The 26,786-nt window shown below is 68.7% G+C and carries 30 protein-coding genes; 20 read left to right on the top strand and 10 right to left on the bottom strand.

The features are described 5' to 3' along the window. Window positions 1-13 precede the first annotated feature (13 nt). Window positions 14-1,900 (top strand): BTAD domain-containing putative transcriptional regulator, encoded by a 1,887-nt coding sequence (locus ACIBG5_RS17655; protein ID WP_396392555.1) that lies wholly within the window; start codon window positions 14-16, stop codon window positions 1,898-1,900. A gap of 37 nt (window positions 1,901-1,937) precedes the next feature. On the opposite strand, the gene ACIBG5_RS17650 is transcribed toward ACIBG5_RS17655, so the two are convergent. Further along, window positions 1,938-2,555, bottom strand: coding sequence for a TetR/AcrR family transcriptional regulator (locus ACIBG5_RS17650; protein WP_396392553.1), 618 nt, complete (start codon window positions 2,553-2,555; stop codon window positions 1,938-1,940). A 67-nt stretch (window positions 2,556-2,622) separates the two neighbouring features. On the opposite strand from ACIBG5_RS17650, the gene ACIBG5_RS17645 reads away from it, so the two are divergent. The 3 genes from ACIBG5_RS17645 (at window position 2,623) to ACIBG5_RS17635 (ending at window position 4,143) form a co-directional block, all read left to right on the top strand. Next, window positions 2,623-3,027 carry a nuclear transport factor 2 family protein gene (locus tag ACIBG5_RS17645; protein WP_396392552.1) on the top strand — a complete coding sequence of 135 codons (405 nt, stop codon included), beginning with the start codon at window positions 2,623-2,625 and terminating at the stop codon, window positions 3,025-3,027. Next, a complete protein-coding gene (locus tag ACIBG5_RS17640) occupies window positions 3,024-3,878 on the top strand; it encodes an LLM class flavin-dependent oxidoreductase (protein ID WP_396392551.1) in 855 nt (284 codons plus the stop codon). The genes ACIBG5_RS17645 and ACIBG5_RS17640 overlap by 4 nt, the downstream gene beginning before the upstream one ends. A gap of 94 nt (window positions 3,879-3,972) precedes the next feature. After that, on the top strand, window positions 3,973-4,143 hold the full coding sequence (locus ACIBG5_RS17635) for a hypothetical protein (RefSeq protein ID WP_396392550.1): 171 nt from the start codon (window positions 3,973-3,975) through the stop codon (window positions 4,141-4,143). Here ACIBG5_RS17635 and ACIBG5_RS17630 read toward each other — a convergent pair. Both ACIBG5_RS17630 and ACIBG5_RS17625 read right to left on the bottom strand, forming a co-directional pair. Then, window positions 4,140-4,622: a GNAT family N-acetyltransferase gene (locus ACIBG5_RS17630; protein ID WP_396392549.1), complete on the bottom strand. Its 483-nt coding sequence runs from the start codon at window positions 4,620-4,622 to the stop codon at window positions 4,140-4,142. The two genes, ACIBG5_RS17635 and ACIBG5_RS17630, sit on opposite strands and share 4 nt — an antisense overlap. 138 nt (window positions 4,623-4,760) lie before the next feature. Then, on the bottom strand, window positions 4,761-5,330 hold the full coding sequence (locus tag ACIBG5_RS17625; RefSeq protein WP_396392548.1) for a class I SAM-dependent methyltransferase: 570 nt from the start codon (window positions 5,328-5,330) through the stop codon (window positions 4,761-4,763). A gap of 111 nt (window positions 5,331-5,441) precedes the next feature. On the opposite strand from ACIBG5_RS17625, the gene ACIBG5_RS17620 reads away from it, so the two are divergent. From ACIBG5_RS17620 to ACIBG5_RS17610, 3 genes are all read left to right on the top strand, one after another. After that, window positions 5,442-5,543 carry a 30S ribosomal protein bS22 gene (locus ACIBG5_RS17620; RefSeq protein WP_008356322.1) on the top strand — a complete coding sequence of 34 codons (102 nt, stop codon included), beginning with the start codon at window positions 5,442-5,444 and terminating at the stop codon, window positions 5,541-5,543. A gap of 82 nt (window positions 5,544-5,625) precedes the next feature. Continuing rightward, window positions 5,626-6,618 carry an NAD-dependent epimerase/dehydratase family protein gene (locus tag ACIBG5_RS17615; protein ID WP_396393000.1) on the top strand — a complete coding sequence of 331 codons (993 nt, stop codon included), beginning with the start codon at window positions 5,626-5,628 and terminating at the stop codon, window positions 6,616-6,618. Beyond that, a complete protein-coding gene (locus ACIBG5_RS17610) occupies window positions 6,611-7,699 on the top strand; it encodes a lysophospholipid acyltransferase family protein (RefSeq protein ID WP_396392547.1) in 1,089 nt (362 codons plus the stop codon). Before ACIBG5_RS17615 ends, ACIBG5_RS17610 begins: the two co-directional genes overlap by 8 nt. A gap of 67 nt (window positions 7,700-7,766) precedes the next feature. Here ACIBG5_RS17610 and ACIBG5_RS17605 read toward each other — a convergent pair whose 3' ends face one another. Together ACIBG5_RS17605 and ACIBG5_RS17600 are read right to left on the bottom strand one after the other, a co-directional pair. After that, window positions 7,767-8,801 carry a DUF5667 domain-containing protein gene (locus tag ACIBG5_RS17605; RefSeq protein ID WP_396392546.1) on the bottom strand — a complete coding sequence of 345 codons (1,035 nt, stop codon included), beginning with the start codon at window positions 8,799-8,801 and terminating at the stop codon, window positions 7,767-7,769. 254 nt (window positions 8,802-9,055) lie between these two features. Next, window positions 9,056-9,628, bottom strand: a complete 573-nt coding sequence (locus ACIBG5_RS17600; protein WP_238162892.1) for a sigma-70 family RNA polymerase sigma factor — start codon at window positions 9,626-9,628, stop codon at window positions 9,056-9,058. Between the two features lie 366 nt (window positions 9,629-9,994). Between ACIBG5_RS17600 and ACIBG5_RS17595 the strand changes: the two genes are divergently transcribed. The 7 genes from ACIBG5_RS17595 to hemB all read left to right on the top strand — a co-directional run bounded on the left by ACIBG5_RS17595 (window position 9,995) and on the right by hemB (window position 17,453). Next, entirely contained in the window at window positions 9,995-11,446 is a 1,452-nt protein-coding gene (locus ACIBG5_RS17595; RefSeq protein WP_396392545.1) for a class I adenylate-forming enzyme family protein, read from the top strand. Further along, complete coding sequence (locus ACIBG5_RS17590; RefSeq protein ID WP_396392543.1) at window positions 11,443-11,679, top strand: glutaredoxin family protein; 237 nt, start codon at window positions 11,443-11,445, stop codon at window positions 11,677-11,679. The genes ACIBG5_RS17595 and ACIBG5_RS17590 overlap by 4 nt, the downstream gene beginning before the upstream one ends. A gap of 109 nt (window positions 11,680-11,788) precedes the next feature. Continuing rightward, window positions 11,789-12,544 carry a redox-sensing transcriptional repressor Rex gene (locus ACIBG5_RS17585; RefSeq protein ID WP_131360150.1) on the top strand — a complete coding sequence of 252 codons (756 nt, stop codon included), beginning with the start codon at window positions 11,789-11,791 and terminating at the stop codon, window positions 12,542-12,544. Further along, a complete protein-coding gene (locus ACIBG5_RS17580; RefSeq protein WP_396392542.1) occupies window positions 12,541-13,824 on the top strand; it encodes a glutamyl-tRNA reductase in 1,284 nt (427 codons plus the stop codon). Before ACIBG5_RS17585 ends, ACIBG5_RS17580 begins: the two co-directional genes overlap by 4 nt. After that, the gene (gene hemC, locus ACIBG5_RS17575) at window positions 13,821-14,702 is read left to right on the top strand and encodes a hydroxymethylbilane synthase (protein WP_396392541.1); all 882 of its coding nucleotides are present in this window, start codon (window positions 13,821-13,823) and stop codon (window positions 14,700-14,702) included. Before ACIBG5_RS17580 ends, hemC begins: the two co-directional genes overlap by 4 nt. An 89-nt stretch (window positions 14,703-14,791) precedes the next feature. Next, window positions 14,792-16,462: a uroporphyrinogen-III synthase gene (locus ACIBG5_RS17570; RefSeq protein ID WP_396392540.1), complete on the top strand. Its 1,671-nt coding sequence runs from the start codon at window positions 14,792-14,794 to the stop codon at window positions 16,460-16,462. Window positions 16,463-16,466: 4 nt separating this feature from the next. Then, a complete protein-coding gene (gene hemB, locus ACIBG5_RS17565; RefSeq protein ID WP_396392539.1) occupies window positions 16,467-17,453 on the top strand; it encodes a porphobilinogen synthase in 987 nt (328 codons plus the stop codon). Between the two features lie 129 nt (window positions 17,454-17,582). Here hemB and ACIBG5_RS17560 read toward each other — a convergent pair whose 3' ends face one another. The 4 genes from ACIBG5_RS17560 to ACIBG5_RS17545 all read right to left on the bottom strand — a co-directional run bounded on the left by ACIBG5_RS17560 (window position 17,583) and on the right by ACIBG5_RS17545 (window position 20,112). Further along, window positions 17,583-18,116, bottom strand: coding sequence for an HNH endonuclease signature motif containing protein (locus ACIBG5_RS17560; RefSeq protein WP_396392538.1), 534 nt, complete (start codon window positions 18,114-18,116; stop codon window positions 17,583-17,585). Continuing rightward, the gene (locus tag ACIBG5_RS17555) at window positions 18,008-18,706 is read right to left on the bottom strand and encodes a DUF222 domain-containing protein (protein WP_396392537.1); all 699 of its coding nucleotides are present in this window, start codon (window positions 18,704-18,706) and stop codon (window positions 18,008-18,010) included. Before ACIBG5_RS17555 ends, ACIBG5_RS17560 begins: the two co-directional genes overlap by 109 nt. Window positions 18,707-18,845: 139 nt before the next feature. Further along, window positions 18,846-19,685 (bottom strand): alpha/beta hydrolase, encoded by an 840-nt coding sequence (locus ACIBG5_RS17550; RefSeq protein WP_396392536.1) that lies wholly within the window; start codon window positions 19,683-19,685, stop codon window positions 18,846-18,848. 70 nt (window positions 19,686-19,755) lie between these two features. Further along, window positions 19,756-20,112 carry a carbohydrate ABC transporter permease gene (locus ACIBG5_RS17545; protein WP_396392535.1) on the bottom strand — a complete coding sequence of 119 codons (357 nt, stop codon included), beginning with the start codon at window positions 20,110-20,112 and terminating at the stop codon, window positions 19,756-19,758. Here ACIBG5_RS17545 and ACIBG5_RS17540 point away from each other — a divergent pair. Next, complete coding sequence (locus ACIBG5_RS17540; protein ID WP_396392534.1) at window positions 20,111-20,260, top strand: hypothetical protein; 150 nt, start codon at window positions 20,111-20,113, stop codon at window positions 20,258-20,260. The genes ACIBG5_RS17545 and ACIBG5_RS17540 overlap by 2 nt on opposite strands. Here the strand turns inward: ACIBG5_RS17540 and ACIBG5_RS17535 are convergent. Then, window positions 20,257-22,023 carry a hypothetical protein gene (locus ACIBG5_RS17535; RefSeq protein WP_396392533.1) on the bottom strand — a complete coding sequence of 589 codons (1,767 nt, stop codon included), beginning with the start codon at window positions 22,021-22,023 and terminating at the stop codon, window positions 20,257-20,259. The genes ACIBG5_RS17540 and ACIBG5_RS17535 overlap by 4 nt on opposite strands. Window positions 22,024-22,236: 213 nt before the next feature. Between ACIBG5_RS17535 and ACIBG5_RS17530 the strand changes: the two genes are divergently transcribed. Genes ACIBG5_RS17530 through ACIBG5_RS17510 form a run of 5 tightly spaced genes read left to right on the top strand, consistent with a single transcriptional unit; the run spans window position 22,237 to window position 26,741 of the window. Next, entirely contained in the window at window positions 22,237-23,196 is a 960-nt protein-coding gene (locus ACIBG5_RS17530) for a sugar ABC transporter permease (protein ID WP_360449627.1), read from the top strand. After that, on the top strand, window positions 23,186-24,070 hold the full coding sequence (locus ACIBG5_RS17525) for a carbohydrate ABC transporter permease (RefSeq protein WP_396392532.1): 885 nt from the start codon (window positions 23,186-23,188) through the stop codon (window positions 24,068-24,070). Before ACIBG5_RS17530 ends, ACIBG5_RS17525 begins: the two co-directional genes overlap by 11 nt. A gap of 22 nt (window positions 24,071-24,092) precedes the next feature. Then, window positions 24,093-25,421, top strand: a complete 1,329-nt coding sequence (locus tag ACIBG5_RS17520; protein ID WP_396392531.1) for an ABC transporter substrate-binding protein — start codon at window positions 24,093-24,095, stop codon at window positions 25,419-25,421. Between the two features lie 25 nt (window positions 25,422-25,446). Then, on the top strand, window positions 25,447-26,583 hold the full coding sequence (locus tag ACIBG5_RS17515; protein ID WP_396392529.1) for a Gfo/Idh/MocA family protein: 1,137 nt from the start codon (window positions 25,447-25,449) through the stop codon (window positions 26,581-26,583). Further along, window positions 26,550-26,741 (top strand): DUF6807 family protein, encoded by a 192-nt coding sequence (locus tag ACIBG5_RS17510; RefSeq protein WP_396392528.1) that lies wholly within the window; start codon window positions 26,550-26,552, stop codon window positions 26,739-26,741. Before ACIBG5_RS17515 ends, ACIBG5_RS17510 begins: the two co-directional genes overlap by 34 nt. Window positions 26,742-26,786 lie beyond the last annotated feature (45 nt).

Here is a 26,786-nt window from a genome sequence, read left to right as displayed (position 1 = left end):
GCGCGGATGAGCAGTGGATGAGCGCTACGGTGGCCGGGTGGACTTCGGGGTGCTCGGGCCGGTGGTGGCCTGGGATGATTCCGGGCGGCCGGTGGGTCTGAAAGGGCCGCGGCATCGGGCCGTGCTGGCGCGGTTGATCGTTGCGCGCGGGCGCGTCGTACCGGCGACTGTCCTGGTGGACGACCTGTGGGTGGATCCGCCGGAGGGTGCGTTGAGCGCGGTGCGGACGTTCGTCGCGGCGTTGCGGCGGGCGCTGGAACCGGAGCGGGCGCCGCGGTCGCCGGCTCGGCTGCTGGTGACCGATGGTCCGGGCTATGCGTTGCGGACGGATGCTGTTGACGCGTGGCGGTTCGAAGCGGCTGTCGGTGCGGCGTTGCCGGCCGGGGGGTTGGTGCCGGAGCTGACGAAGGCGCTGGAGCTGTGGCGCGGTCCGGCGTACGCCGAGTTTGCTGATGAGGGATGGGCTCAGGGCGAACGGTCGCGGTTGACGGAGTTGCGGCTGCGGGCGGTGGAGCGGTTGGGAGAGGCGCGGCTGGCGCTAGGGCTTGCTGCTGAGGCTGTGCCTGAGCTGGATGCGCATGTGACCGAGCATCCGTGGCGTGAGAACGCGTGGCGGTTGCTGGCGCTCGCTCTGTACCGGACTGGTCGGCAGGGCGACGCTCTCGCCGTACTGCGTCGGGCTCGGGCGATGCTGGTCGGTCAGCTCGGGGTGGATCCCGGTCCGGCGCTCGGTGGGTTGGAGACCGACATCCTCAACCAGGCCGCGCACCTGGAGCCGGTGGCGGCCGGACATGTCTGGGCCGAGGCTGCTGCGGCGTACGACCGGGCCGTTGGGGGCACTCGAGCCCGGTTGGAGTCGACGGTGGGACTGCTCCGGAATCTCGCCGTCACCGGTGGCGGCGGTCTCGAGGCTGCCCGCCGGCACCGTCTCGCGGCGATTGCAGCGGCTGAGGAGCTGGGCGATGCCGATCTCACCGCGCGAGTCATCGGGGCGTACGACGTACCGGCGATCTGGACGCGGTCGGACGATGAGTCCCACGCTGCGGCGATTGTGGCGGCGGCGGAGCGGGTGTTGCCTACGCAGGAGCATCCGGGGGTGCGGGCGCGGTTGCTGACGACGATTGCGCTCGAGTCGCGTGGTTCGCTGGATCCGAGGGTGCGGGAGGCGGCGCTCGAGGCTGAGTCGATCGCGCGGGGCCTGGATGATCCTGTTGTGCTGGCGTTTGCGCTGAACGGCGTCTTCCTGCAGACGTGCTATCGCGCTGGCCTCTCCCGGGACCGCGATGCGATCGGTGCTGAGTTGGTTGAGCTGTCCCGACGCCATGGCCTCTTTACCTATGAGGTTCTTGGCCATCTCATCCGGCTGCAGTCGTCCTGCGCTGTGGCGGACTATGCGGCCGCCGACCACCATGCCGAAGCGGCTGACGAGTTGGCCGCCCGGCACGAGTTGCCGCTGGTCGCCGTCTTCACTCGGTGGTACTCCGCCCTCCGCGAAGACACTCCCGATGCCTACCGCCAGGCCGGCGCCCTCCTCGACAACGCGTCCATGCCCGGCCTGCAGTCCGGGCTCGTCCCGCTAGCCGTGGCCTGCTACGCCATCCGGCACGACCAGCCGGTCCTCGAAGCCGACTACGGTCCCCACAGGCCGTGGGTCCGTCCGCTCGTGCTGCTGTCGCAGAACCGCGCCGCCGAAGCAGCCAAGGCGCTCGACCACCTACCCGAGCCACCACCTGGCCTGCTCCTGGAAGCCCACTGGGGCCTCATTGCCGCAGCAGCCAAGACCCTCAATCACCAGCAACCGCTGGCACGTGCCCGAGCCGCTCTGGCTCCAGCCGCAACAGAACAAGCAGGAGCCGGGTCCGGCCTGCTAACCCTCGGACCTGTTGCCAGATACCTCTAGTGTCCACACCACATGGGCCATGTCGGCAGGCTATCCGTCAACGGTTGAAGGCGGACTCGAGTCGGGCCAGGAGGATGTCGGCGCCGTGCTGGACACGGGCGACGAGTTGCGGGCCGTGGCGTCCGGCCAGTACCTCGGCCCGGACCTCGGTGACGATCGATCGCTGGACACCGACCAAGGCGTTGGCAATCGCCCACGACTCCATCCGTCCCGTTCCCTCCGAGCGCAGCAGGGTGGCGAGGGCGTCGGTGGTGGCGGCGACGATCTCGCGCTCGCGGGCCTGCAGCGACGGGCTGCCGGCCACGACCCGGGCGGCGGTGGTGATCAGGTCGACCGCGCCCGGGTCGGCGGCGTGCGCGATGTTCGCGATCGTGAACCGGCGGAACGCGCCGATCGCCGACTCTCCGGCCGGGCGGTCGCCGACCGCGGCCAGCGTCGCCGCCTGGAACTGTTCCAGTCCGCCACCGAAGAACAGATCGTCCTTGGTCGGGAAGTAGTTGAAGACTGTTGCCTCGGACACCTGGGCGGCCCGGGCCACGTCGACCACGGTGACCGCGTCGAACCCGTGCGCGACGAACAACTGGCGCGCCGCCGCCGCGATCCGCTCCCGCGTCTCCCGCTTCTTCCGCGCCCGCAGTCCGTCCGCGTCCTTCACACGGTCAGGGTAGTGGCTCTAGAGTGACCGTAAATATAGGGTCACCCTAAGAATTCGGAGGCACGACATGTCCACGGAGCTCGGCGACGCCCCGCAACGGCTGGTGCAGAGCCTGATTGCCCAGGACACCGCCGCACTGAAGCTGCTCGTCGACCCGGACTGCCGGATCGTCGGACCGAAAGGCTTCATGATCGATCCCGACGAGTGGATCGGCGTACACACCAGTGGAGTGTTCGAGCAGGTCTCGCTGGAGTTGCTGCAGTCGGACATCGTCGCCCACGGTGAGACCGTGGTGCGGACCGAGATCCAGCGGTCGGAGTGCCGGTTTCACGGGGAGACGATCAAAGGATTGTTCCGGGTGATGAGTGTGTGGCTCGCCCGGGACGGTGACTGGCGGCTGGCCGGCGTCCAGTACACGGCGCTTGCTGCTGACGCTGCTACGGCGGCCGGGATTGCCGAGGCGGGCGAGTGAAGGTCAGTGTGACGGTGACGGATCACGCCTGGGCGGATGGCGTGGACGGGCTGCGGCGGATCGCGTCGATCGCGGACGAGGGTGGGCTGGACACGATCTGGGTGCCGGATCATCTGTTCCAGGCGGACCCGACGAGTCATCCGCAGGCCGAGTTGTACGAGGCGATCACGATGCTCGGGTTCCTGGCCGCGACGACCAGCCGGGCGCGGCTCGGGATGCTCGTGTCGCCGGTGCCGTTCCGGCCGCCCGCTGTTCAGGTGAAGGCGATCGCGACGCTGGACGCGCTCACCCGTGGGCGGGCGTGGTTCGGGGTCGGGATCGGATGGGAAGGCGATGAGGCGCGGGCGATGGGGATCCCGCTCGGACCTACCAAGGATCGGTTCGAGCAACTCGAGGAGTTGCTGGACATCGCGGACCGCATGTTCGCCGGCGACAGTTCGCCGTACCAGGGCAAGCATTTCCAGCTCGAGGGACCGATCTGCAGCCCGCGGCCGGAACGGCGTCCGCCGGTGCTGATCGGTGGGACGGGCGAGCAGAAGACGCTGCGGATGGTGGCGCGGCGGGCCGATGCCTGCAACCTCTTCGACCTGCCCGACGCAGGTACGACGGTGCGCCACAAGCTCGACGTACTCCGCGCGCACTGCGACGAACTCGGCCGCGGGTACGACGAGATCGCGAAGACACTGTCGACCCGGCTCACCCCGGACGACACCGTCGGCACCTTCGTAGAACGTTGCCGCGAGCAAGCATCATGGGGTATCGATCACGCGATCGTGATCCGTACCGGACCCTGGACGCCGGAGTCGCTCGGGATCCTCACCGCCGCGGTGCCGGAGGTCGCGGGACTGTGACTCCCAGGAAGCTCCCAGCTTCCTCCCAGAACGATCGCAGTACCGGCCCTGAGGATGGAATCACCGCCGAATCCATGACCTCCAGGAGCCCACGATGCAGCTCAAGATCGTCAAGACCGTTGTCACAGGCACCATCATCACCCTCGGCCTCGCCGCCGTCGCCTTCACTCCCGCCGCCTACGCCTCGACCACCAACCAGACCGCCACCCCACACCTGGTCGTCCTCACCGACCCCGTCCAGCTCCCGACCCGCAAAGCCGCCTAGAGGTCGAGGGACCAGTCGTTGCAACGCATCCAGTGACCCTTGGGATACTCGAAGTCGCGATCGCCGAGCAGGACGAAGCCGGCCTTGCGGCACAGCGCGTTGGAAGCGGCGTTCGTCACGCCGGGGTAAGCGTGCAGCGTGCTGTGCCTGCCGGCCGCAGCGGCGACCTTCGCCACCTCGGCTACTGCGGAGGTCGCCAGCCCACGCCCCTGGAACTCGGGCAGGATCGCCCAGCCGGTCTCCCAGACCGTCTCGGCCGGCTCGGTGTGCTCCCAGTAGCCGACCAACCCGGCCCGGTCGCCGTCGTCGGTGACGATCACGAACATCTGACCCGTGAAGGCGTTCTCGACGTACCGCTGCTGCCTCTCGCGCAGCTTGGCCGGGGTCTCCGGACCGCCCAGGTGAGCGGTCATCTCGGGCGTGTTGCAGCCCTCGAGCAGGGTGAAGTCCTGCTTACTCCACGAATCCAGCGTCACCATGCCGACCAGTCAACCAGCCGGCACCGACAGCCTTTGGTCAGGTGGAGCGGCGGGCGCGGGCGGCGAGGGAGTGGGGGACGCCTCTTGTGTCCGGTTCCTCGAAGCGTTCGAGGGTCAAGCCGGTGGTGAGGAAGGCATTCAGGTAGCCGGCGAGCGTGAGTGGTACATGCCGACGTGCCGCCGGATCCCGTCGCCCCAGTACGGCGACTCCTCGTGCCAGCCCGGCCGGCGGTAGGAGGGGTGGATGAGGCGGCTGCCGTCCTCGTTCCAGACGACGTGCGGGCCGTTGAAGCACGGATGTACGCCGTACACGACGAGCACCCCGTCCGGCCGGAGCACCCGCGTGGCCTCACGCACGACCTGGGCGAAGTCATCCACGTCCGTGGAGATCCACATCACCATCGCGGTGTCGAAGGACTCGTCGGCGAACGGGAGGCCGGCGGCGTCCGCGACCATCAGCGGACCGTCGGTCCGGCTCCGTGCCAGCCGCAACTGGTCGGCGGAGAAGTCCACCCCGACCACACTGCGCCCACTCGCCCGAATGGTCTCGAAGTTGCGCCCGGTGCCACACCCGATGTCCAGGCAGGGACCGGATCCAGGCCCGAGGAGCTCGAGCAGACCCGGCTGATGTGGTTCCGCTCCGGCCACGTACTTCGCGTCGTACCAGTCGGCCAGACCGTCGTACCGGGCCGTCGTACTGCTTGTCATCGGCGCCTCCCCAGGTCACCGCCCAGCCTATCGAAGCAGCCTGCTTTAGGTTCACCGCCTGACCTGCGGGTAAGCTTTGCCGACGTTCTCTTTGAGTTTGGATGGTCCACTGTGGGTTCTGTTATCAAGAAGCGCCGTAAGCGTATGGCGAAGAAGAAGCACCGCAAGCTGCTGAAGAAGACGCGGGTGCAGCGCCGCAAGCTCGGCAAGTAAGCAGTTCCCGCCGCGCCGGGGGTCGGCGCGGCCACTTGTGGGGTTGCTGTCTGGCTGGGGGTTTCTCGTGGCACAGGTAGTGATGGTGACCGGCGTCTCCCGGGACGCCGGTGCTCGCTGTGCCCGCAGACTGGCCGACGATCCGTCGATCGGCACGGTGCTCGGCGTCGATGTGGTGCCGCCACGGGCCGAGCTGGGCCGGGTCCGGTTCGTTCGGGCCGACATCCGCAACCCCGTGATCGCGAAGGTGATCGCCGCCGAGGGCGTCGACACGGTCGTCCACACCGGCGTCGTGGCCACCCCTGGCAGCGCCGGCGGCCGCTCGTCGATGAAGGAGATCAACGTCATCGGCACCATGCAGCTGCTCGCCGCCTGCCAGAAGGCGCCTGGCGTGGCCAAGCTGGTGGTGAAGTCGTCGACCACGGTGTACGGCGCCGGTCCGCGGGATCCGGCCATGTTCACCGAGGAGATGGCGCCGCGGGCGATCCACCAGACCGGGCTGAGCAAGGACGCGGTCGAGGTCGAGGGGTACGTGCGCGGCTTCGCCCGGCGCCGCCCCGACGTCCGCGTCTCCACGCTCCGGATGGCGAACTGGATCGGCCCCAGGACCGACTCCCCGATCACCCGGTACTTCGCGATGCCCGTCGTACCGACCGTCTTCGGGTACGACGCCCGCCTGCAGTTCCTGCACGAGGACGACGGCGTCGAGGCGATCCACCACGCCACCGTGAACGACCTGCCCGGGACCTTCAACCTGGCCGGCGACGGAGTGCTCTCGCTGTCCCAGGCGATCCGCAAACTCGGCCGTCCCGCGCTCCGGCTGCCGTCCTTCACCGCGTCCGGTACGGCGGCCGCCGTGCGCCGGGCCCGGCTCGCGGACTTCTCGCCGGACCAGATCACCTTCCTGACCTACGGCCGCGCGGTGGACACCACCCGGATGCGGTCCGAGTTCGGGTTCGAGCCGAAGTACACGACCGCGGCCGCCTTCGACGACTTCCGTGACTCGCTCGGCCCCGGCGCGGTCGCCCGCGCGGCGTCGCTGCTGACGGCCGGACTGGGAGCGTTGCGTGGTTGACGCCGAGGTCATCCCGATCGGTGCCGGCGGACGTCCGGGCCGCGGATCAGGCCGCCGTACGACGCCGTCCGCGGCTGCTCGCGCACTCGCGGGGCCTGGAACGCGGTTGAAGAAGAAGGGCAAGCGGTCGGTGGAGCCGCCCGCGGCGGAGCCGGTCGAGGCCGGACCGCGACCGCAGGAGCCGGTCGTCGAGGCGGCACCGCTGGACTTCGCGGGACTCGAGCGGGTCGTGCGCGAACTGTTCGGCGAGGACGGGGAGCGGCGGGTCGCGGAGTGGCTCGCGTTCCTGCGGCGGCGGGTGAGCGGGGAGTACGAGCTCGACGAGTTCGGGTACGACTCCGACCTGACCGACCAGGTCCTGCTGCCGATGCTGCGGCCGATGGTGGAGAAGTGGTTCCGGGTCGAGGTGCGGGGGATCGAGAACATCCCGGACACCGGCAGCGCCCTGGTGGTCGCGAACCACTCCGGCACGATGCCGCTCGACGGGCTGGTCACCCAGGTGGTCGTCTCGGATCACACGAACCGTCCGCTGCGCACGCTCGCGGCGGATCTCGTGTTCCAGACGCCGTTCGTCGGGGAGCTGGCCCGCAAGGGCGGGGCGACGCTGGCGAGCAACGACGACGCCGAGCGGCTGCTGCGGCAGGGCAATCTGGTCGGTGTCTGGCCGGAGGGGTTCAAAGGTCTCGGCAAGCCGTTCTCCGAGCGGTACAAACTCCAGCGCTTCGGGCGGGGCGGATTCGTCAGCGCCGCGATGCGGACCGGCGTACCGATCATTCCGTGCTCGATCGTCGGCGCCGAGGAGATCTACCCACTGGTCGGCAACATCGCGTCGCTGGCGCGGTTGCTCGGCGTTCCGTACATCCCGATCACGCCGTTCTTCCCGCTGCTCGGACCGCTGGGGCTGATCCCACTCCCGTCCAAGTGGCTGATCGAGTTCGGCGAGCCGATCCGGACCGACGAGTTCCCCGACGGCGCCGCCGACGACCCGATGCTCGTCTTCAACGTCACCGACCAGGTCCGCGAAACCATCCAGCAGACCCTCTACACCCTCCTGATGCGACGCCGCTCAGTCTTCTTCTGACAGCATCCCGGCGAGCACAGAAGAAGCCCGGCACATCGTGTGTGCCGGGCTTCTGTGCGTCTGGGGCCTACTTCCAGGGTGGGAGCAAGGTCTGGACGACGCCGGGGAGATTGATGAGAGTCGGGATGCTGAGGGTCGGGAAGGGCCAGGGCCACGACGGTGTGCCTGGCGGGAGGCTCGGGACGATCGTGGGGGTCGTCGACGAGTTCGGGGTGTTGGGCTTCGGGGGCGTCTTCAGACTCGGCGGGGGAGTGTTGGACTCCTCGACGATCGTGGTGTTCGGCAGCTTGGCCGGCGACCCACTCGGCTGCGTGGACGCACCAGGCGCCGGCGCGGTGGACGACTTCGAGCTGGGCGATCCGTTGGACGGATTGCTCGGCTCGGTGCCCACGCTCGGACCGGCAGGCTGGGTGCCCTTGGCCGGCTTCGGCTGATCGCACTTCGGGCAGGCGGCCGTGGTGTGCTGGGCCAGTTGCTCGATCGTGGCCAGCGCCTCCACGGCGGACTTCAGCGACTCCGGGGGCAGTTTCGGCGCGAGCTCACCAAGAGCCTGACGGGCGTTCGTGATGAAGGTGGTGATCGCCGTGATCGAACCCTCGTCGCCGTCCTGCTGGTACGACGCGACCAGGCGGGACACGCCTTTGCGGGCCTGCGCCGAGAAGTCGTCCAGAGTGCTGTTGATCGTGCCCACGTCGCCGCCGTGCTCGGCCAGCGCGCGGACCTCGGACAGTCGGGTCATCGCGTGCTCGAGATCGCGCCGGCCGCGGGAGTCGTCCCCGACGCCCACGTTGGTGGCCACGTTCTCGATGCTGCGCTTCATCCCGTACAAGGTGTCGCCGGGCATCGCCTGCTGAGCGGCGGCGGCGGAACCGATGCCACCCCCGAGCAGGACCAGCGCGGCGGTACTGGCCACGAGCCGGATGCGCCGGCCGTGACGATGGCGGATGGGTGTCACGGACGCGTCGACGTCCTCGCGGGTCGGCGGGTCGTCCGGACCGTCGGGAGTGCTGTGCACCACCATCGGAGTCGTCGCCGCGCGGGCAGCCGCCTGTTCCATCAGGCGGTGCCGTAGCTCGGCACTGAACTCCGGACGCGGTGCCACTGCGCCGGCGGTCCTCAGCCGTCCGACCAGCTCCACAGCCTCCACAAGCTCCGGGTCATCGCTCAGTCGCGAAGAGTGACGGGGCCCGTGATCGACGGCGTGCGCGAATGACTCCGCGCGCGCTCGAGCCCTGTGTAGGTCACTCATGTGTTCTCGTTCTCCTCAATGGCCAGCCGGGGTCACCGACAGGTCCTCACGAAGGAGAACGAGGAAACTCGCTGACGGGTTACGAAAGACATTCGTTGTCATCCTCCTCACCTCAAGTCCTTGGGGATAACCTTCGCCAAGTGCCGTACGGCCCTCAGTTGCAGTTGCTTGACGGCGCCTTCGGACTTCTCCAGCGCCTTGGCCGTTTCCGCGATCGACAATCCGGCGAAGAATCGCATCGTCAGGCAGTCGCGTTGCTCCTCGGGCAAGGCCGCGACGGCGTCCCGCAGGACCTCGGCGGTGGCGGCGGCCAGTACGTCGACCTCCGGCCCCTCGGTCTGCCGGTCGTGCGTCTCGATCTCGTCCGTGACCACCTCGAGCCGGACCCGGCCGGACTTGTAGTGGTCGGTGATCAGGTTCCGGGCGATCGTCACCAGCCAGGCGCCGAAGTCCCGGCCCTGCCAGCGGAACGAGTCCAGTGCGCGAAGCGCCCGGACGAACGTCTCGCTGGTCAGGTCCTCGGCGAGTGCCGAGGACGACACCCGTGCGTAGATGTAGCGATAGACGGTGAGCGAGTACTCGTCGTACAGCTCACCGAAGGCACCGACGTCCCCGGCCTGGGCGCGATCGACGAGCTCCGCACGTCTCATCCCGTCCGGGCTTGGCTCCGGCGTCGTCAAGATTTCTCCCCGTTCAACTGACACGTCGTCTGACACATCCGCGAATGGCCACAGCGGCTGAGACAGCACCGAGCGTTATGCCTTAAGCACTCGCTGTCAACAGCCTGAGGCGTGCCGCCTTCCGTCCGGTCCGAGTCGTCACGAATGCGCCAGCGGGCCGGCACCGGACAACGGCGCAGCCTGCTGCCGGGGGTAATTGCGCATAGGAACCCCGGCCGGACGGTTTCTGCAGTGTGAGGTTCAGCAGAAGCTCGCCCACGAGTTCACCTGTATATCGCCCGTCACGCTCTGCTGCAACCGATCTGAGCGAGCCGAACGCCCCAACCGTGCCGGAAGCACGCACCGGCGACATGGCAGACTCGCCTGGTGAACTTCAATTTCGCTGACATTCTTCGTGACACAGCGCAACGTCACGGTGAACGTCTGGCGCTGGTCGACGGCGACCGGCGGCTGACCTGGCGCGAACTCGACGAGATCGTCGGCGCGACCGCGCAGGGGTTCGCCGCGGCCGGCCTGGTGCCCGGCTACCGGGTCGTCCTGCTGATGGCCAACAGCATCGAGTTCGTCACGTCCTACCTGGGGATTCTCCGCGCCGGGCTGGTCGCCGTACCGCTGAACACCGGGTTGACCGAGCCCGAGATCGCGGCCGTCCTGAAGCACTCCGGAGCCCGTCTCGCGGTCACCGACGGGGATCTTGCGGCGAAGGTCGGCGAGGGGGTCCGGACGGTCCGTCCGGGCGCGCTCCAGGGTGACGCTCCGTTACTTCCGTCGATCGACCCTGAGACACTCGCGGTCCTGCTGTACACGTCCGGAACCAGTGGCGATCCGCGGGCGGCGATGCTCAGCCATCGGGCACTGGCTGCGAACGTCAAGAATCTTTCCGAGCTCGGCGAGGACCGGATGGGCCCGGAGGACGTCGTCCTCGGGGTCCTGCCGATGTTCCACGCGTTCGGGCTGAACGCCGTACTGGGCTGGGCCGTCGCCACCGGCGCCGCTCTCGTGATCGACCAGCGGTTCGACTCTGCTCACACGCTCGACCTGATCGGCAAGTACGGCGTGACGCGGCTGCCACTCGCGCCGCCGGCGCTGAATGCCCTGCTGGCCCGATCGGACCTGCGGGACGCCCTGAAGACGATCAAGGTCGTGCTGACCGGCGCGTCCACCCTCGACCGCGAGATGGCGGACCGGTTCGAGCGAGAGACCGGCAAGTTCGTGCACCAGGGCTACGGCCTGACCGAGGCTTCGCCCGGTGTCACCACCACGCTGGGGGAGAGCGAGCCGAAGCCCGGCTCGGTCGGCCGTCCGCTGCCGAACGTCGAGCTCCGGATCGCCGACGAGCAGGGCGAGGACGTCGAGGGCGACGACCCCGGCGAGATCGTGATCCGCGGCGGCAACCTGTTCTCCGGCTACTGGCCGGACGGTGCCGAAGGCCCGGACCGCGACGGGTGGTACCGCACCGGCGACGTCGGTTTCCTGGATGCCGACGGCGACCTGTTCCTGGTCGACCGGCTCCGCGAGTTGATCATCGTGTCCGGCTTCAACGTCTTCCCGAGCGAGGTCGAAGAGGTGCTGGTCGGTGCGCCCGGGGTCCGTGAGGCCGCGGTCATCGGCGTACCGTCCGAGGAGACCGGCGAAGCGGTGAAGGCGTTCGTCGTACCGCAGGCCGGCGCGACCGTCGACACCGCCGACGTCCGGGAGTACGCCGGCACGCGGCTGGCCAGGTTCAAGTGCCCGGTGGAGATCGAGGTGGTCGACCATCTGCCGCACTCGGTCACCGGCAAGGTCGCCAAGGGCCGGCTCCGGGAGGCGGACCGATGAGCAGGGTCACGCTGTACGGGAAGCCCGGCTGTCACCTGTGTGACGACGCCCGGGAGATCGTCCGCGCGGTCTGTGCCGAGCTCGGGGTGGAGTGGACCGAGGTCGACATCACCCAGGACGAGCGGCTGTTCACGGAGTACGGCGAACAGATCCCGGTCACGTTCGTGGACGGCAAGCAGCACGACTTCTGGCGCGTCGACCCGGCCCGCCTCCGCAAGGCCCTGACGGCGTAGTGCGCTGGGTCACTCTCGCCGATTTTGTTCTCACGTTCACAAGCTCCTAGAGTAAGGAACGGGCCGTCGGCCGTCAGACCGCGGCCGAGCAACCGTTCCCAGGAGAATTGTGACGCGTGCCAGCAGCCGTCGACCGGGCCCGCCGACGAGAACCGAACGCGGTATCCCCGAGGCGACTGTCGCGCGCTTGCCGGTCTACCTGCGGGCCCTGACCGCACTGTCGGACAGCGGGATCGCGACCGCCTCGAGTGAGGACCTGGCCACCGCCGCCGGAGTCAACTCGGCCAAGCTGCGCAAGGACCTGTCCTACCTGGGCTCGTACGGCACCCGCGGCGTCGGGTACGACGTCGAGTACCTGCGGTACCAGATCGCCCGTGAGATCGGTGTCACCCAGGACTGGGCCGTCGTCATCGTCGGGATCGGAAACCTGGGCCACGCGCTGGCGAACTACTCCGGTTTCGGCACCCGCGGGTTCCGGATCGTGGCGCTGCTGGACGCCGACCCGAACCTGATCGGCGAGCGGATCGGCGACATGGAGGTCCGCGACTTCGCCGAGCTGGAGGACATCGTCAAGGCCGACCGGGTCTCGATCGGCGTCATCACCACTCCCGCCGGTCCGGCCCAGGGGGTGTGCGACCGGTTGGTCGCCGCCGGGGTGACCAGCATCCTGAACTTCGCGCCGGTGGTGCTGTCCGTGCCCACCGGTGTCGACATCCGCAAGGTGGACCTCTCGATCGAGTTGCAGATCCTGGCGTACCACGAACAACGAAAGTCCGGAGAGGCGGCGCTCCCCCAGGTGCCCGAGCTACCAGCGATGAACGGTCTGACGGATCTGCCGAGCGTGGGCGGAGGTGTCGGAGCATGAGCTACTTGGTCGTCGGTATCAGCCACCGCTCAGCTGACATCAACGTCCTCGAGCGCGTGGCGCTCGATCCGGACGCGGCGACCAAGCTGGCCCTGGCGGTCAAGAACACTCCGGCCGTCGCCGAGTCCGCGGTGATCGCCACCTGCAACCGGACCGAGGTCTACGCGACCGTCGACCGCTTCCACGCGGGTATGGACGAGGTCACCGCGATCCTGTCCGACGTCACCGGCGTACCGCTGCTGGATCTGGCCGAGCACCTCTACGTGCACTTCGAGGAAGGTGCCGTCGCACACCTGTTCCAGGTCGCGGTCGGGCTGGACTCGATGGTCGTCGGCGAGAGCCAGATCCTCGGCCAGGTGAAGGAAACGCTGCGCGTCGGCCAGGACCTGGAGACCATCGGCACCGACCTGAACGCCCTGCTCCAGCACGCGTTGCGGGTCGGCAAGCGGGCGCACGCCGAGACCGGCATCGACTCGGCCGGGCGCTCGGTCGTGTCGGCCGGGCTGGAAGCTCTCGGCGGGTTCGAAGGCCGCCGCGCGCTCGTCGTCGGCGCCGGCTCGATGGCCTCGCTGGCCGCGCAGACGCTGCTCAACGGCGGCGCGAAGAGCGTGACCATTGCCAACCGCAACTACGACCGCGCGGTCGCGCTGGCCGAGCGGGTTGGCGGTACGGCGATCCAGCTCGCGAACGTGCCCGACGCGCTGGCCGAGGCCGAGCTGGTCGTGTCCTGCACCGGTGCGCGGGGCGTCGTACTGACCGAGGAGATGATCCGGAACGCGACGGACGGGCAGCCGTTCGGCGTACTGGACGTCGCTCTGCCGCGAGACGTGGCTCCTGAGGCCGCGCGCATCCCGGGCGTCACGCTGGTCACCCTCGCCGACATCGCAGGGACGTCCGGCGGCAGTGAGGCCGACATCGACGAGGTACGCCGGATCGTCAGCGAGGAGACCGGGGCGTTCGAGGCGACCCGGCGGGCCGCGTCGGTCGCGCCGACGGTCGTCGCGCTGCGGGCGATGGCGACCGAGCTGGTCGACTCCGAGCTGGCCCGGCTGGAGCGCAGGCTGCCCGGCCTGGACGACGTCCAGCGGGAAGAGGTCACCCGGACGATCCGCCGCGTGGTCGACAAGGTGCTGCACAACCCGACGGTTCGGGTGAAAGAGCTCGCCGCTGATCCGGGCGGGCCGACGTACGCGAACGCACTGCGCGAACTCTTCGCCCTCGATCAGGCGACGGTCGACGCGGTGACCACGCCGAAGGCGCCCGGAGGTGAGCACGCATGATCAGGCTCGGCACCCGGCGGTCCGCGCTGGCGACCGTACAGGCAACCATGGTCGCCGACTGGCTGCGCGAGCTCGGCCACGAGGTCGAGCTGGTGCCGATCGTCACGACCGGGGACGTCAACAGGGCGCCGGTGGAGCAGATCGGCGGGACCGGCATCTTCGTCAGCGCACTGCGCGACGCCTTGCTGGCCGACGAGATCGACATCGCCGTGCACTCGTTGAAGGATCTGCCGACCCAACCACTCGAGGGTCTGGCCATGGGTGCGATCCCGGTCCGCGAGGACCCGCGCGACGTGCTGGTCGCCCGCGACGGGCTCACCCTGGGAGAGCTGCCATCGGGTGCGCTCGTCGGCACCGGCGCGGCTCGCCGGGTGGCGCAGCTCGATGCGCTCGGCCTCGGCATCGAATGCACCGGGATCCGCGGCAACGTGGACACCCGGATCGGGATGGTCACCGACGGCAAATTGGACGCGGTGGTCCTCGCGAGGGCAGGGTTGTCCCGGTTGGGACGGCTCGCCGAGGTGACCGAGACCCTGGATCCGATCCAGGTCCTGCCCGCACCGGGACAAGGTGCCCTGGGCATCGAATGCCGGGCGGGTGACACCGAGGTGCTGGCCGCCCTGGCTCCGCTGGACGATGCGGCCACCCGGGCCGCGGTCACGGCGGAACGGCAACTGCTGGCCACGCTCGAGGCAGGCTGCACGGCTCCGGTCGGTGCACTTGCCGAGGTGGTCGAGGGTGAGGACGGCCCCGAGCTCTGGCTGCGGGGCGCGCTCGGCCAGGACGACGGCGTACGGCGGCTCTCCGCGAACGGGCCGGTGGACGATCCGGTGGCCCTGGGCAAAGCGCTGGCGAACGAGTTGCTGGAGCGAACATGACACCGGCACGGGGAACGACGGCCGCCCACAAGGGGGCCCATGAGACGGCGCACAAGACGAGCAGGACGAGGACGAGGGCGAAGGCAGACGTGAGCAGCGCGAAGACAGCGGCCACCGCAGCATCCAGCACACCTCAGAAAGTGCCGGCGAAGGCCGCCGCCACCAGCACGGTCAAGCAGACCAGACCACTCGGCCATGTCACGTTCGTCGGCGTCGGGCCGGGTGACCCGTCCTTGCTGACCCTGGCCGGCCGCGACGTACTGGCGAACGCCGACGCGGTCGTTGTCGAGGGCCCCGAGCACAACGCGTTCCTGGCGTACTGCCGGCCGGGCGTCGAGGTGATCGACGGGTCCGGCGCCGAGGGCAGCCGGGCGCTGAAGGTCGCCGCCCGGGCCCGACTGGTGGTGAAGACGGCCAAGACCTCGGCGAACGTGGTCCGCCTGCTCACCGGCGACCCGTTCACCTTCTCCAGCGGAGCCGAGGAGGCGTCCGCGTGCAGGAAGGCCGGCATCGGCTTCAACGTCATCCCCGGTGTCAGTGAGGTCAGCGCCGTTCCGACGTACGCCGGCATCCCGCTGACGATGAAGGGTGACCGCGAGGTCACCGTGCTCGACCTGGCCGAGGCCAAGCTCGACCTGGGCCGGCTGAACCCGAAGCAGACGCTGGTGCTGCTGAACGCTGTGGACGTTTTGAAGGACACCGCCAACGCTCTGATCGAGTCCGGCTTCGACGGCAGCACGCCGGTCGCGGTGACCGTCGGCGGGACGACGACGGCACAGACCAGTGTGGTCGGGACCTTGGAGACGATCGTCGCTGACCTGCGCGCGGCCAAGGTGACCGGCGAGGCCGTGATCGTCGTCGGTGCCGTGGTCGAGCAGCGCGAGGCGCTGTCCTGGTTCGAGACCAAGCCGCTGTTCGGCTGGCGGATCCTGGTGCCGCGCACCAAGGACCAGGCCGGGCCGCTGATGGATCGGCTTCGCCGCTACGGCGCGATGCCCGAAGAGGTCCCGACGATCTCGGTCGAGCCGCCGCGCAACCCGCAGCAGATGGACAAGGCCATCCGCGGCCTGGTCGAGGGCCGGTACGAGTGGGTCGCGTTCACCTCGGTCAACGCGGTCAAGGCGGTCCGGGAGAAGTTCGACGAGTACGGCCTGGACGCGCGGGCGTTCTCCGGGCTGAAGATCGCCGCGGTCGGCGACAAGACCGCCGAGGCGATCGGTGCCTGGGGCATCCGTCCGGACCTGGTCCCGTCCGGCGAGCAGTCGGCCGCCGGTCTGGTCGAGGACTGGCCGCCGTTCGACGAGGTGCTGGACCCGATCAACCGGGTGTTCCTGCCGCGCGCGGACATCGCCACCGAGACGCTGGTCGCGGGCCTGACCGATCTCGGCTGGGAGGTCGACGACGTGACGGCGTACCGGACCGTCCGCGCCGCGCCGCCGCCCGCGCCGACCCGCGAGGCGATCAAGTCCGGCAAGTTCGACGCGGTCGTGTTCACCTCCTCCTCGACGGTGCGCAACCTGGTCGGCATCGCCGGCAAGCCGCACGCGTCCACGGTGATCGCGGTCATCGGCCCGGCCACGCTGAAGACGGCCGAGGAGCACGGCCTGCGGGTCGACGCGATGGCTGAGACGCCGGCCGCCGAGGAGCTGGCCGACGCCCTCGCCCGGTTCGGTGCGGACCGGCGTGACACCATGGTCGAGGCCGGGGAACCGGTCACCCGCCCGTCCGAGCGGCGCTCGGGCTCACGCAGGAAGAGCTAGGTCCGTGTCTGGTGGTTTCCCGGAGGTCAGGCCGCGGCGGCTTCGGTCGTCGGCGGCGGTGCGCAGGCTGGTCGCGGAGACCACGCTGGAGCCGCGGCAGCTGATCCTGCCGATGTTCATCCGGGAAGGCGCCCGGGAGCCGATCGCGATCAAGTCCATGCCGGGCGTCGTGCAGCACACCCGCGACACCGCGCGGAAGGCGATCGCCGAGGCGGCTCAGCTCGGACTCGGCGGCGTGATGCTGTTCGGCATCCCTGCCGTCAAGGACGAGGTCGGGTCTGGTTCGTTGGATCCGGACGGGATCCTCAACGTCGCGATCCGGGACGCTGTCTCGGAGGCCGGCGACGCGTTGCTGGTGATGTCGGACCTGTGCCTGGACGAGTTCACCTCGCACGGGCATTGCGGCGTACTCGACTCCTCCGGTCGCGTGGACAACGACGCGACGCTGTCGATCTACGCGGAGATGGGCGTCGCGCAGGCTTCCGCCGGCGCGCACGTGGTCGGCCCGTCCGGGATGATGGACGGCCAGGTCGGCGCGGTCCGTACGGCGCTCGACGCGGCCGGTCACCTGGACACGGTCATCCTGGCGTACGCCGTGAAGTACGCGTCCGCGTTCTTCGGTCCGTTCCGCGAGGCGGTGGACTCGTCGCTGCAGGGCGACCGGAAGACGTACCAGCAGGACAGCGCGAACGCCCGCGACGCGATCCGCGAGGTCGACCTCGACATTGCCGAAGGCGCCGACATCGTGATGGTGAAGCCGGCCCTGGCGTACCTCGACATCATCCGCCAGGTCCGCGACCACGTGAACGTCCCGGTCGCGGCGTACAACATCTCCGGCGAATACGCGATGGTCGAGGCCGCAGCCGCCAACGGCTGGATCGACCGCGACCGCGCAATCCTGGAGACCCTGACCTCCATCCGCCGAGCCGGCGCCGACACCATCCTCACCTACTGGGCAGCAGGAGCCGTACACCTCCTGAACCACCACTGACCCACCGAGGTCCACCCGCGCGCACGTCGCGCCCACTCCGGCCTGCCCGTGTCTCCGCTGGGCGGCATGTGAAACGTCTGGCGTGCTTGCTCTCAGCAACTGCATCACCAACGGATCAGGCGTGATGGTTCAGGCGGGGCGCTGGGCTTCGGCTGCTGTGAAGGCGTTGCTGTCCCACGGATTGAAGGGTGGGGGCGCGCCGGACGTGGGTGGAGGTGGCGTGGACGTGTGTACGGCGGGCTCGGGGCCGTCGTTCCATGGGTCGACGCATGGGGTTGAGCTTGTGGGTTGGTGAGTTGGGGGAGCGGCGGGTGGTCGGTATCTGCCTGGTGGGATCGCGGTGGGGCCGGTCCAGGCGGGGCGGGTGACGCGGACTATGCCGTCGATGATGCGGATGTGCCAATGGCCGGAGTGCAGGTCGTTGTGGTGGCGCTTGCAGAGCAGTACCAGGTTCGACACGGCAGTCACACCACCCTCCAGCCACGGGACGACATGATGGGCCTCGCACTGGATCGGCGGCGCGCCGCACACGACGCAACCCTTGTCGCGGGCGTTCAGCGCGCGCCGCATCGGTCGGGTGACGAGGCGTTGGCTGGTGCCGACGTCGAGGGGCTGCGACTTGGAGCCGAGCACGATCGGGAGGATCTCGGCATCGCAGGCCAAGCGGCGGATGGCTCCGGCCGACAGGTTGTCCCCGAACACCAGGGCACCAGGATGTCGCGAATCTTCTTGCCCGCGCGGCGTAGCTCGGAGGGCGTGTGGGTGGCCGCCAGGCCGATCAGTTGCCGTTCGGCGAACTCGACGTCCTCGGCAGGCACCGTTGAGGGCACCCTGGCCATGACCGACATGATCGCCTCGGCCTGCGCGGGATGGACGCGCCAGGCTCCAGCCGTGGAGCCGTCCGGGTCGCTGAGTGCCTCAGTCTCACTGGCTGCAGGATGGGCGGTGGTCAGGTTGGCGAAGGGGACGCCCGGGTCAGGGAGAGCGGCCGTGGTGGCGGGGTGCCTGGTCAGCCGGCTGGCGACGCGGACGTCCCGGTGGGCTTCGGTCGCGTCGATGCGGTAGCGCTGGGACAGCAGGCGGGCGGTGTCACCGGCGCCGAGGTCCTTGGCGTACCCGGATTGGTCGAGGCCGGCGATCAGCTGCCACTTGATCGTCTCCAGCCGAGCCACCTCGGCGACCACTGCGTCGAGAGTCGACAGCTTCTCACTGTCGCTCATCGACCAGACGGGTCGTTCGCCGAGGATCTCCATGCCAAGAACTCTAGACAGGCCCTCCGACAGTTTCGCACTCCGAAAACCCCTTGTTCTCAAGGGATCCCCAGACGCGAGGTTATCCACAGCCGAGCTTCCTATGGACAGTCGATTCCGAGATGTTGCTTCGAGCAACGAATTAGGTGTGGTGTTTCTGGATGAAGGCGAGCGCGGTGTCGGCGACGTGTTCCCAGCCGGAGTCGATGACGAGGGAGTGGCCGCGGGTGGGGATTTCTTCGATTTCGGTGATGGACGGGTTGACGAGCTGTTTGCGGTACGACGCGTTGGTGATGGCCCAGGGGACGGTGTGGTCGTGCTCGCCGGAGAGGAACTTCATCGGGCCGCGGTTCGGGTTGGCTCGGTCGACCGCCGTCTCGCTGTCCGGGTTGAAGTTGGCGACCGCTGCCTGGAACAGCGGCAGCCCGGGCCCCGGCACCGGGAACTCGTCGTACAGCTTCCGGGCCTCGTCCTCTGGTACGGCGTTGACGAAGGCGTACCGGAACTGGCCGTAGGTCAGCATCACGGCCTTCTTCCGGTTCGCGGGATTCCGCAGGGCCGGGAAGGACGCCCGCAGCGCGGACAGCGGCAACGGCAGGATGCCTCGCCCTGGTGCCGGGTCGATCGGGACCGAGACAGTCGCGAGACCCATGCCGGCCAGCTTCTGCGTGATCAGCCCGCCGAACGAGTGTCCGACGATCGCCGGCTGCCGCTCCAGCCGCGAGATCATGTCCACGTAGTACTCCGTGACCGCCCCGACCGACTTCCCCGCGAAGCTCGCCGGATTCGCCCGCCCTTCGCCGACGCTCTCCGGATCATCCGGCCAGCCTGGCGCCACGGTCGCGTACCCGGCCGCTTCGAACTTCTCCCGCCATCGCTGCCAGCTCCCGGCCAGCAACCACAGCCCATGCACGAACATCACCACCGGCCGCCCCGAGGTGTTCGCGATCTCGACCTCGCCCAACTCTCGTGCTGTGGCCATCCGCCCGCACCCCCTTTCGCGCAGTAGACCACACTCCTCACGCGCGGAGAAGCGGACGGGCCGCAGGCGATCAGCCCTTCAGGCCGGTCTGGGCCAGGCCCTCGACGAACTGGCGTTGCGCCAGCACGAAGATGATCAGCGCCGACAGGGTGGCGGCGGCGAGTTGGGTGTTCCACATCGGGCCGCCGTACGCGTCGACGTCCTGGGTCAGCGCCTGCGGGATGGTGAACTTGGACTTGCTGGACAGGAAGACGATCGGCTCCAGGTAGAGGTTCCAGCTGTGCAGGAAGGTGAAGATGGCGACCGCGCCGATCGCCGGCCGGGCCAGCGGGAGGCAGACCCGCCAGAACAGGCCGAAGCGGCCGAGACCGTCCACGCGACCGGCTTCCTCGAGCTCAGCGGGGAGCGTGATGAAGAACTGCCGCATGATGAACGTCCCGCAGCTCAAGGCGTTCCTCTACTTCCACACCGACGGCGACGACACCGACAACCACTGGCGGGTCGACACACCGGCCGCGAACCCGGCGTTGAGCTCGCTGGCCGGGTTCGCGTCCGATCCGTACTTCAATCCCTAGATGGTCCGCAGGCTGAGCACCTGACGGGTCGGGATGCGGCCGGTGAGGTACACGCGGAGGCCGTCCGGGGTCAGGTTGCCGCCGAGGTAGGTGTAGCGCTCGCCCGGGTCCATGCCGACCCGGGCGGCGCCCGAGCCAGGGCCGAACTCGATCCGGTCGGAGCCGACGGTGTAGCTGCCGGTGCCGCTCACCAGCTGGTAGTTGCCTGGGGCATCCAAGGCCTCGACGCCGGCCAGCGTGCCGCCGGGCCGGAAACAGAGCTCGATCGCGTACGACGTCTCGTCGCCGTCGAGATCGAAGGTCAGGTCGAAGCCGTTGCCGACCTCGACGACGGTGACCTCGGTCCGGAGCGTGCGGAACTGCTTCGGCCGGTGCGGGAAGTCCATCGACGCGTAGAACCGGCCGTCCGGCGTCAGCGCGTACAGCCCGTCCTTGCGCCGGTACCGCTTGGGCAACGGCAGGTGGTACGGCACCTTCACCTCGTCCGCGAGCTCGAAGCTGCGATCGCCCGTACGACGCAGTCCGTCGCTGCGGAAATGGCCGGTACTGAAGAACTGTGGCGACAACCGGACCGAGTCGAGGATCGCGGCACCTTGGCGGAGCTTGAAGAAGGTCGGGTTGGTGGACAGCCCGGACGAGATCACTGCAAGGTCGTGGAAGTCGGTCCCGCCGAACACGGTCGCGGTCCGATCGCCGCGCCGGATCCGGGCCGACCCCTGGGTCGGGAAGTGCTGGGCGAAGTCGGTCGGTACGGGCTCGGCGGCAGGCAGGGCCGCGGCCAGCTCCGGCCGCTCGAGCACCTCGGCGAGGAAGTCGCCGAGCTCACCGGTCCCGCGCTGCTCGATGCTCTTGGCAACGGTCGCGAACCGTCCGTCCCGGTCGTGCAGCGCGAGCTCGCGGTACTGCGTCAGGTACCACCAGACCTCGCGGATCCCCTTTTGGTCCTGCCGGCGCGACGCGGTGGTGTCGACCTCCCCGTTCGGCTCCAGCAGGTACAGCGTCGAGTCCAGGTTGCGCCGGACGTACCCGAGCAGTTCGGGCTTGTCCCGCAGCCACGCGATCGTCAGCAGACAAGGATTGGTCACCTCGGCGGCGTACGTCGAACTCCGCTCGCTGTAGAAGCCTTCCGGGGTCGCGTCGACGCCCTCGTCCAGCCAGTCGTCGATCCGGGCGGCGTACCGGCGGTCCGGGAACAGGTGGTGGGTCCGCGCCAGTGCGGCGGAGACTTCCCAGCGGTGGTTGGGCGTGTGCACCCCACCGCTCGCCAGGGCCGGGCCGGCCTTCCGCAGTACCTGCTCGAGGATCGTGCGGTGCGGCAGCGTGGCCGGCTGATCGTCGGCGTCGAGCAGGGCGTAGAGCATGCAGACGTCCTGGATCGCGAACGCGCTGTCCGGCGGTGAGTGCAGGTTGCCGACGTCGTACAGGCCGTCGTCGTGCTGCCGCGCGGCCAACTGCTCGACCAGCCACTGCAGCGGCGCCAGCAGCGAGGCGTCATGGTGGTACGACGACCGGCCCCAGACGTATCCGGAGATGAGGCGCCGCGCCTTCCGGGCCACGGTCCGGATGCTGTCGGAGGCGTTCTGGTAGTTGCCGAGCACCAGCGGGATCTGCTTCTGGTTGGCGTTGGTGAGAACGGTCAGGAAGTCGTCGTCCACGGTGGCTCCTGCGGCGTTCGCCGCGGCGGTGGGGTGCTGGGTGGTCGAGTGCAGTGCACCGACCGTGAGAGTGGTCAGCGAACCGGCGAGAAAGGTACGGCGCTGCATCGGGCGGCCTCCACGGAGAATACAGGAAAGCGGTTTCCCGCTGCGCAGAACTGTTGCCTCGGGAGTATGTCCTGTCAAGAGCTCGCAGCTGACCGCATCCGGTCAGTCCGGCCCTCACCGAGGTCTTGCGTAAACCGGTTTCTCGTACTAGCTTGACCGGCCAAGGCAAACGCTTTCCGGCAACCGCCTGGAGCTTTCCGGAGGGAAGAAAGTATGAGTGCGCTGGGTGAGCTCGGCAGCCTCCGGCGGAAGAAAGTGGCCGGGCAGCAGCCGAACCGGAACCGTTGGACCGGGAAGGTGAAGAAGAAGGACAACCTGTCCGCGTACCTGTTCCTGACGCCGTGGCTGCTCGGGCTGTTCCTGATCACCATCGGGCCGATGCTGGCCTCGCTCTACCTGTCGTTCACGGACTACAACCTGATCCAGGCGCCGAAGTGGATCGGGCTGGAGAACTTCACCCGGATGCTGTCCGACGAGCGGCTGCACAACTCGCTGCGGGTGACCTTCACCTACGTGTTCGTCTCGGTCCCGCTGCAACTGGCGATCGCCTTGCTGCTCGCCGTCGTACTCGACCGCGGCGTCCGCGGGATGGCGTTCTACCGTTCGGTCTTCTACCTGCCGTCGCTGCTCGGCTCGAGCGTCGCGATCGCCGTCTTGTGGCGGCAGGTGTTCGGCACCGAGGGCCTGTTCAACCAGTTGCTCGCCCTGGTCGGCATCGACGGCAAGGGCTGGATCTCCGACCCGAGTACGGCGCTCGGCACGCTGGTGGTGCTGAATGTGTGGACGTTCGGGTCGCCGATGGTGATCTTCCTGGCCGGCCTGCGGCAGATCCCGACGATGTACTACGAGGCGGCCTCGGTCGACGGCGCCGGCGTACTGCGCCGGTTCTTCAGCATCACGCTGCCGCTGCTCACCCCGATCATCTTCTTCAACCTGGTGCTGCAGATCATCCACGCGTTCCAGTCGTTCACCCAGGCCTTCGTGGTCTCCGGGGGCAGCGGCGGGCCGTCGGACTCGACCATGTTCTTCACGCTCTACCTCTACGACCGGGGCTTCGGCAATTTCGACATGGGCTATGCGTCCGCGATGGCATGGTTCCTGCTCGTGATCATCGGAGTCTTCACCGCGGCGAACTTCTTCGCCTCGAAGTACTGGGTGTTCTATGACGACTGAGACGATCCGCAGCAGCCTCGCCGCGCGGCGGACCACCGGTGTGAGCTGGGCCCGGGTCCGCCCGGTGCTGATCCACGTCGCGCTGGCCGCGGCCGCCCTGGTGATGCTCTACCCGTTGATCTGGATGGTGGTCAGCTCACTGCGGCCGGGCAACGAGATCTTCCGCGAGCCCGGGATCCTGGTGAGGGACCTGCACATCGACAACTACCGGCTCGGCTGGAACGCCCTGGCCGAACCGTTCACCCGCTACCTGCTGAACTCGGCGGCGGTGGTGCTCGGCGCGATCATCGGCAACCTGGTGTCGTGCTCGATGGCGGCGTACGCGTTCGCCCGGCTCGACTTCAACGGCAAGAAGTTCTGGTTCGCGATCATGCTGGTCAGCATCATGCTGCCGATCCACGTGGTGATCGTGCCGCAGTACATCTTGTTCTCGCAGGCCGGCTGGATCAACACGTTCCTGCCGCTGGTGGTGCCGAAGCTGCTGGCCACCGACGCGTTCTTCGTCTTCTTGATGGTGCAGTTCATCCGCGGCATCCCGCGCGAGCTGGACGAGGCGGCCCGGATCGACGGCTGCGGCCGGGCCGGGATCTTCCTGCGGGTGATCCTGCCGCTGATGACGCCGGCCCTGGCCACCACCGCGATCTTCACCTTCATCTGGACCTGGAACGACTTCTTCAGCCAGCTGATCTACCTGACCGATCCGAAGATGTACACCGTGCCGGTCGCGCTGCGGTCGTTCGTCGACGCGACCTCGAGTACGAACTGGGGGTCGATGTTCGCGATGTCCGTCGTCTCCCTCGTTCCCGTCTTCCTCGCATTCCTGCTCGGCCAGCGGTTCCTGATCAAGGGCATCGCCACCACCGGCATCAAGTAACCCCCTGAAAGGTGCACACATCATGAGGCCGCTCATCCCACCCACCGCGGGCCGGCGCCTGCGGGCCCTGGCCGCCGTCGCGATCGCTTCCACCCTGCTGGCCGCCAGCGCGTGCGGTGGTGACTCCGGCGGTGGCGGCGGTGGCGACTCCGCCAACGGCGAGGTCACACTCCGCTTCACCTGGTGGGGCGGCGACACCCGGCAGAAGATGACCCAGCAGGCCATCGAGGCCTTCCAGAAGGACCACCCGAACATCAAGATCAAGGGTGAGTTCGGCGAATGGTCCGGGTACTGGGACAAGCTCGCCACCACCGTCGCGGCCAACGACGCGCCGGACATCATCCAGATGGACGAGAAGTACCTGCGTGAGTATGCCGACCGCGGCGCGCTGCAGGACCTGAAGAAGGCCGACGGCCTGGACACCGGCAAGTTCGAGAAGGACACCCTCGGCGCCGGCGAGTTCGACGGTGGTCTCTACGGGCTGAACGCCGGGATCAACTCGTTCGCCGTGGTCGCCAACCCGGCTGTGTTCAAGGCCGCCGGGGTCGCCCTGCCCGACGACACCAAGTGGACCTGGGACGACTACACCCGGATCGCCGCGGAGATCACCGCCAAGTCCGGCGGCAAGGTGTCCGGGACCGGTGCACCCGGTACCAACGAGGCCGCGCTGAACCTGTGGGCCCGCCAGCACGGCGAGTCGCTGTGGACCCAGGACGGCAAGCTCGGCATCTCGGCCGGTCAGGTGACCGACTTCTACAAGAACCTGCTGAAGATGCGCGACGCGAAGGCGATCCCGTCGGCCGAGTCCATCTCGCAGGACATGAACGCGCCGCTGGACCAGTCCGCGATGGCGACCGGCAAGCTGGGCATGAGCTTCATCTGGAGCAACCAGCTGGTCGCGTTCAGCAAGGCGGCCGGGACCGAGCTCAAGCTGCTGCGCATCCCGAGCACCGACGGTACGGCGGCCGACAACGGCTCGTACTACAAGGGCTCGATGTTCTGGTCGATCTCGTCGCGGTCGAAGCACCAGAAGGAGGCGACCGAGTTCGTCAACTTCCTGGCCAACAGCACCGCAGCCGGCAACATCCTGCTCGCCGAGCGCGGCGTGCCGCCGAACACCGAGATCCGCGCGGCGGTCGACCCGAAGCTGCAGCCGGCCGACGCGGCCTCGTCGAAGTTCATCCAGGACATCGGCAAGGAGCTCGGCGACCCGTCGCCGGCGCCGCCGGTCGGTGGTGGTCAGGTGGAGAAGATCACCCAGCGCTACACCACCGAGGTACTGTTCGGCCGGCTCACGCCCGACAAGGCCGCGACTGCGTTCATCGACGAGGTCAACGGGGAGCTCAAATAGTGTTGCTGACGGCAACTGATTGGCCATGACGCCTCGCGTGGCCGTGGCAGGTGTCCACGGCCACGGGGCGTCCCACGTCCGCAACGTCGTACGACTGGCCGCTGAGGGGAAGGCGCAGCTCGTCGCTGTCGCCGACCCTCGGCCGGCCGAGGACCTGCCCGCAGGGGTTGAGGTCTTCGGCGGGCTGGACGAGGTGCTCGCGTCGACGGCGGTCGACGTGGTCGTCATCAGTACGCCGATCCAGACGCACGTTGCGCTGGCCGAGGCGGCGTTGCGGGCCGGGGCCGACGTACTGCTGGAGAAACCTCCGACGGCGTCGCTGGCGGAGTTCGAGAAGTTGTCCGCGGTCGTCGCTGAGACGGGCCGGGCCTGTCAGGTCGGCTTTCAGGCTCAGGCATCTGAGGCCACGTTGACGTTGGCGTCGATGGTGGCCGACGGGCGGCTTGGGGAGATCCGCGGGATCAGCGCCGTTGGCAAGTGGGTGCGGAAGGCGCAGTACTTCCAGCGGGCGCGGTGGGCCGGTCGACGTACGCTCGACGGTGTTGCGGTGGTCGACGGCGCGGTGACGAACCCGCTGGCCCATGCGGCCGCGGCTGCGTTGTTGCTCGACAGGTCGACCGGGGTGGACGACGTACGGTCCGTCGAGACGGAGTTGTTCCACGCGAACCCGATCGAGTCCGACGACACGTCCACGGTCCGGATCGTGACGGGCCGCGGTACGACGATCCTGATCGCGGTGACGCTGTGCGCGTCGGAACATCTCGAGCCGCGCGTGATCGTGCACGGGTCCGCTGGTCGCGCCGAGCTCCGGTACACGACGGACACGCTCGAGATCACCGACGCCAGTGGCACGACCGACACGACGTACGGCCGGGCCGGGCTGCTGGAGAACCTGCTCGATCATCGTGCGGATCCCGGCGTACCGCTGTATGTCCCGCTGGCCGCGACCGGGGGATTCACCCGCGTGGTCGAAGCGGTACGGGTGGCGGAGGAGCCGGTCGAGATCCCGGCCGCGCTGGTCCGATGGGAGGGGGAGGGACTCGAGCGGCGGCCGATCGTGCTCGACGTGGAGAAGTGGGTGGATCGGGCCGCCGACGAACTCGCCGTGTTCAGCGAACTCGGCGCGCCATGGACGAATCCACGGGAACAGGAGATTCGATAAGGCAGAACCTCGGCTGCAACCACGCCGTCGGCCGCTCGATCCAGGTCACCGCGGGCGACGGCGAGCTGTTCACCTATGTCTACCGGGCCACGGATCGGCAGCTGGAGTCGCCGCGGCCCTACTTCCACCCGATCCGGACGGTCGAAAGCGCCGGGTGAGGTCGAGAACCGCCAGGCCATCACAATCGCCGCCGGCGCAGGTCT

This window comes from Kribbella sp. NPDC050241, from assembly GCF_044459685.1.
GTDB lineage: Bacteria > Actinomycetota > Actinomycetes > Propionibacteriales > Kribbellaceae > Kribbella.
Note: the sequence above shows the minus strand (reverse complement) of the source record. Positions and strands in the feature narration are given on the sequence as shown.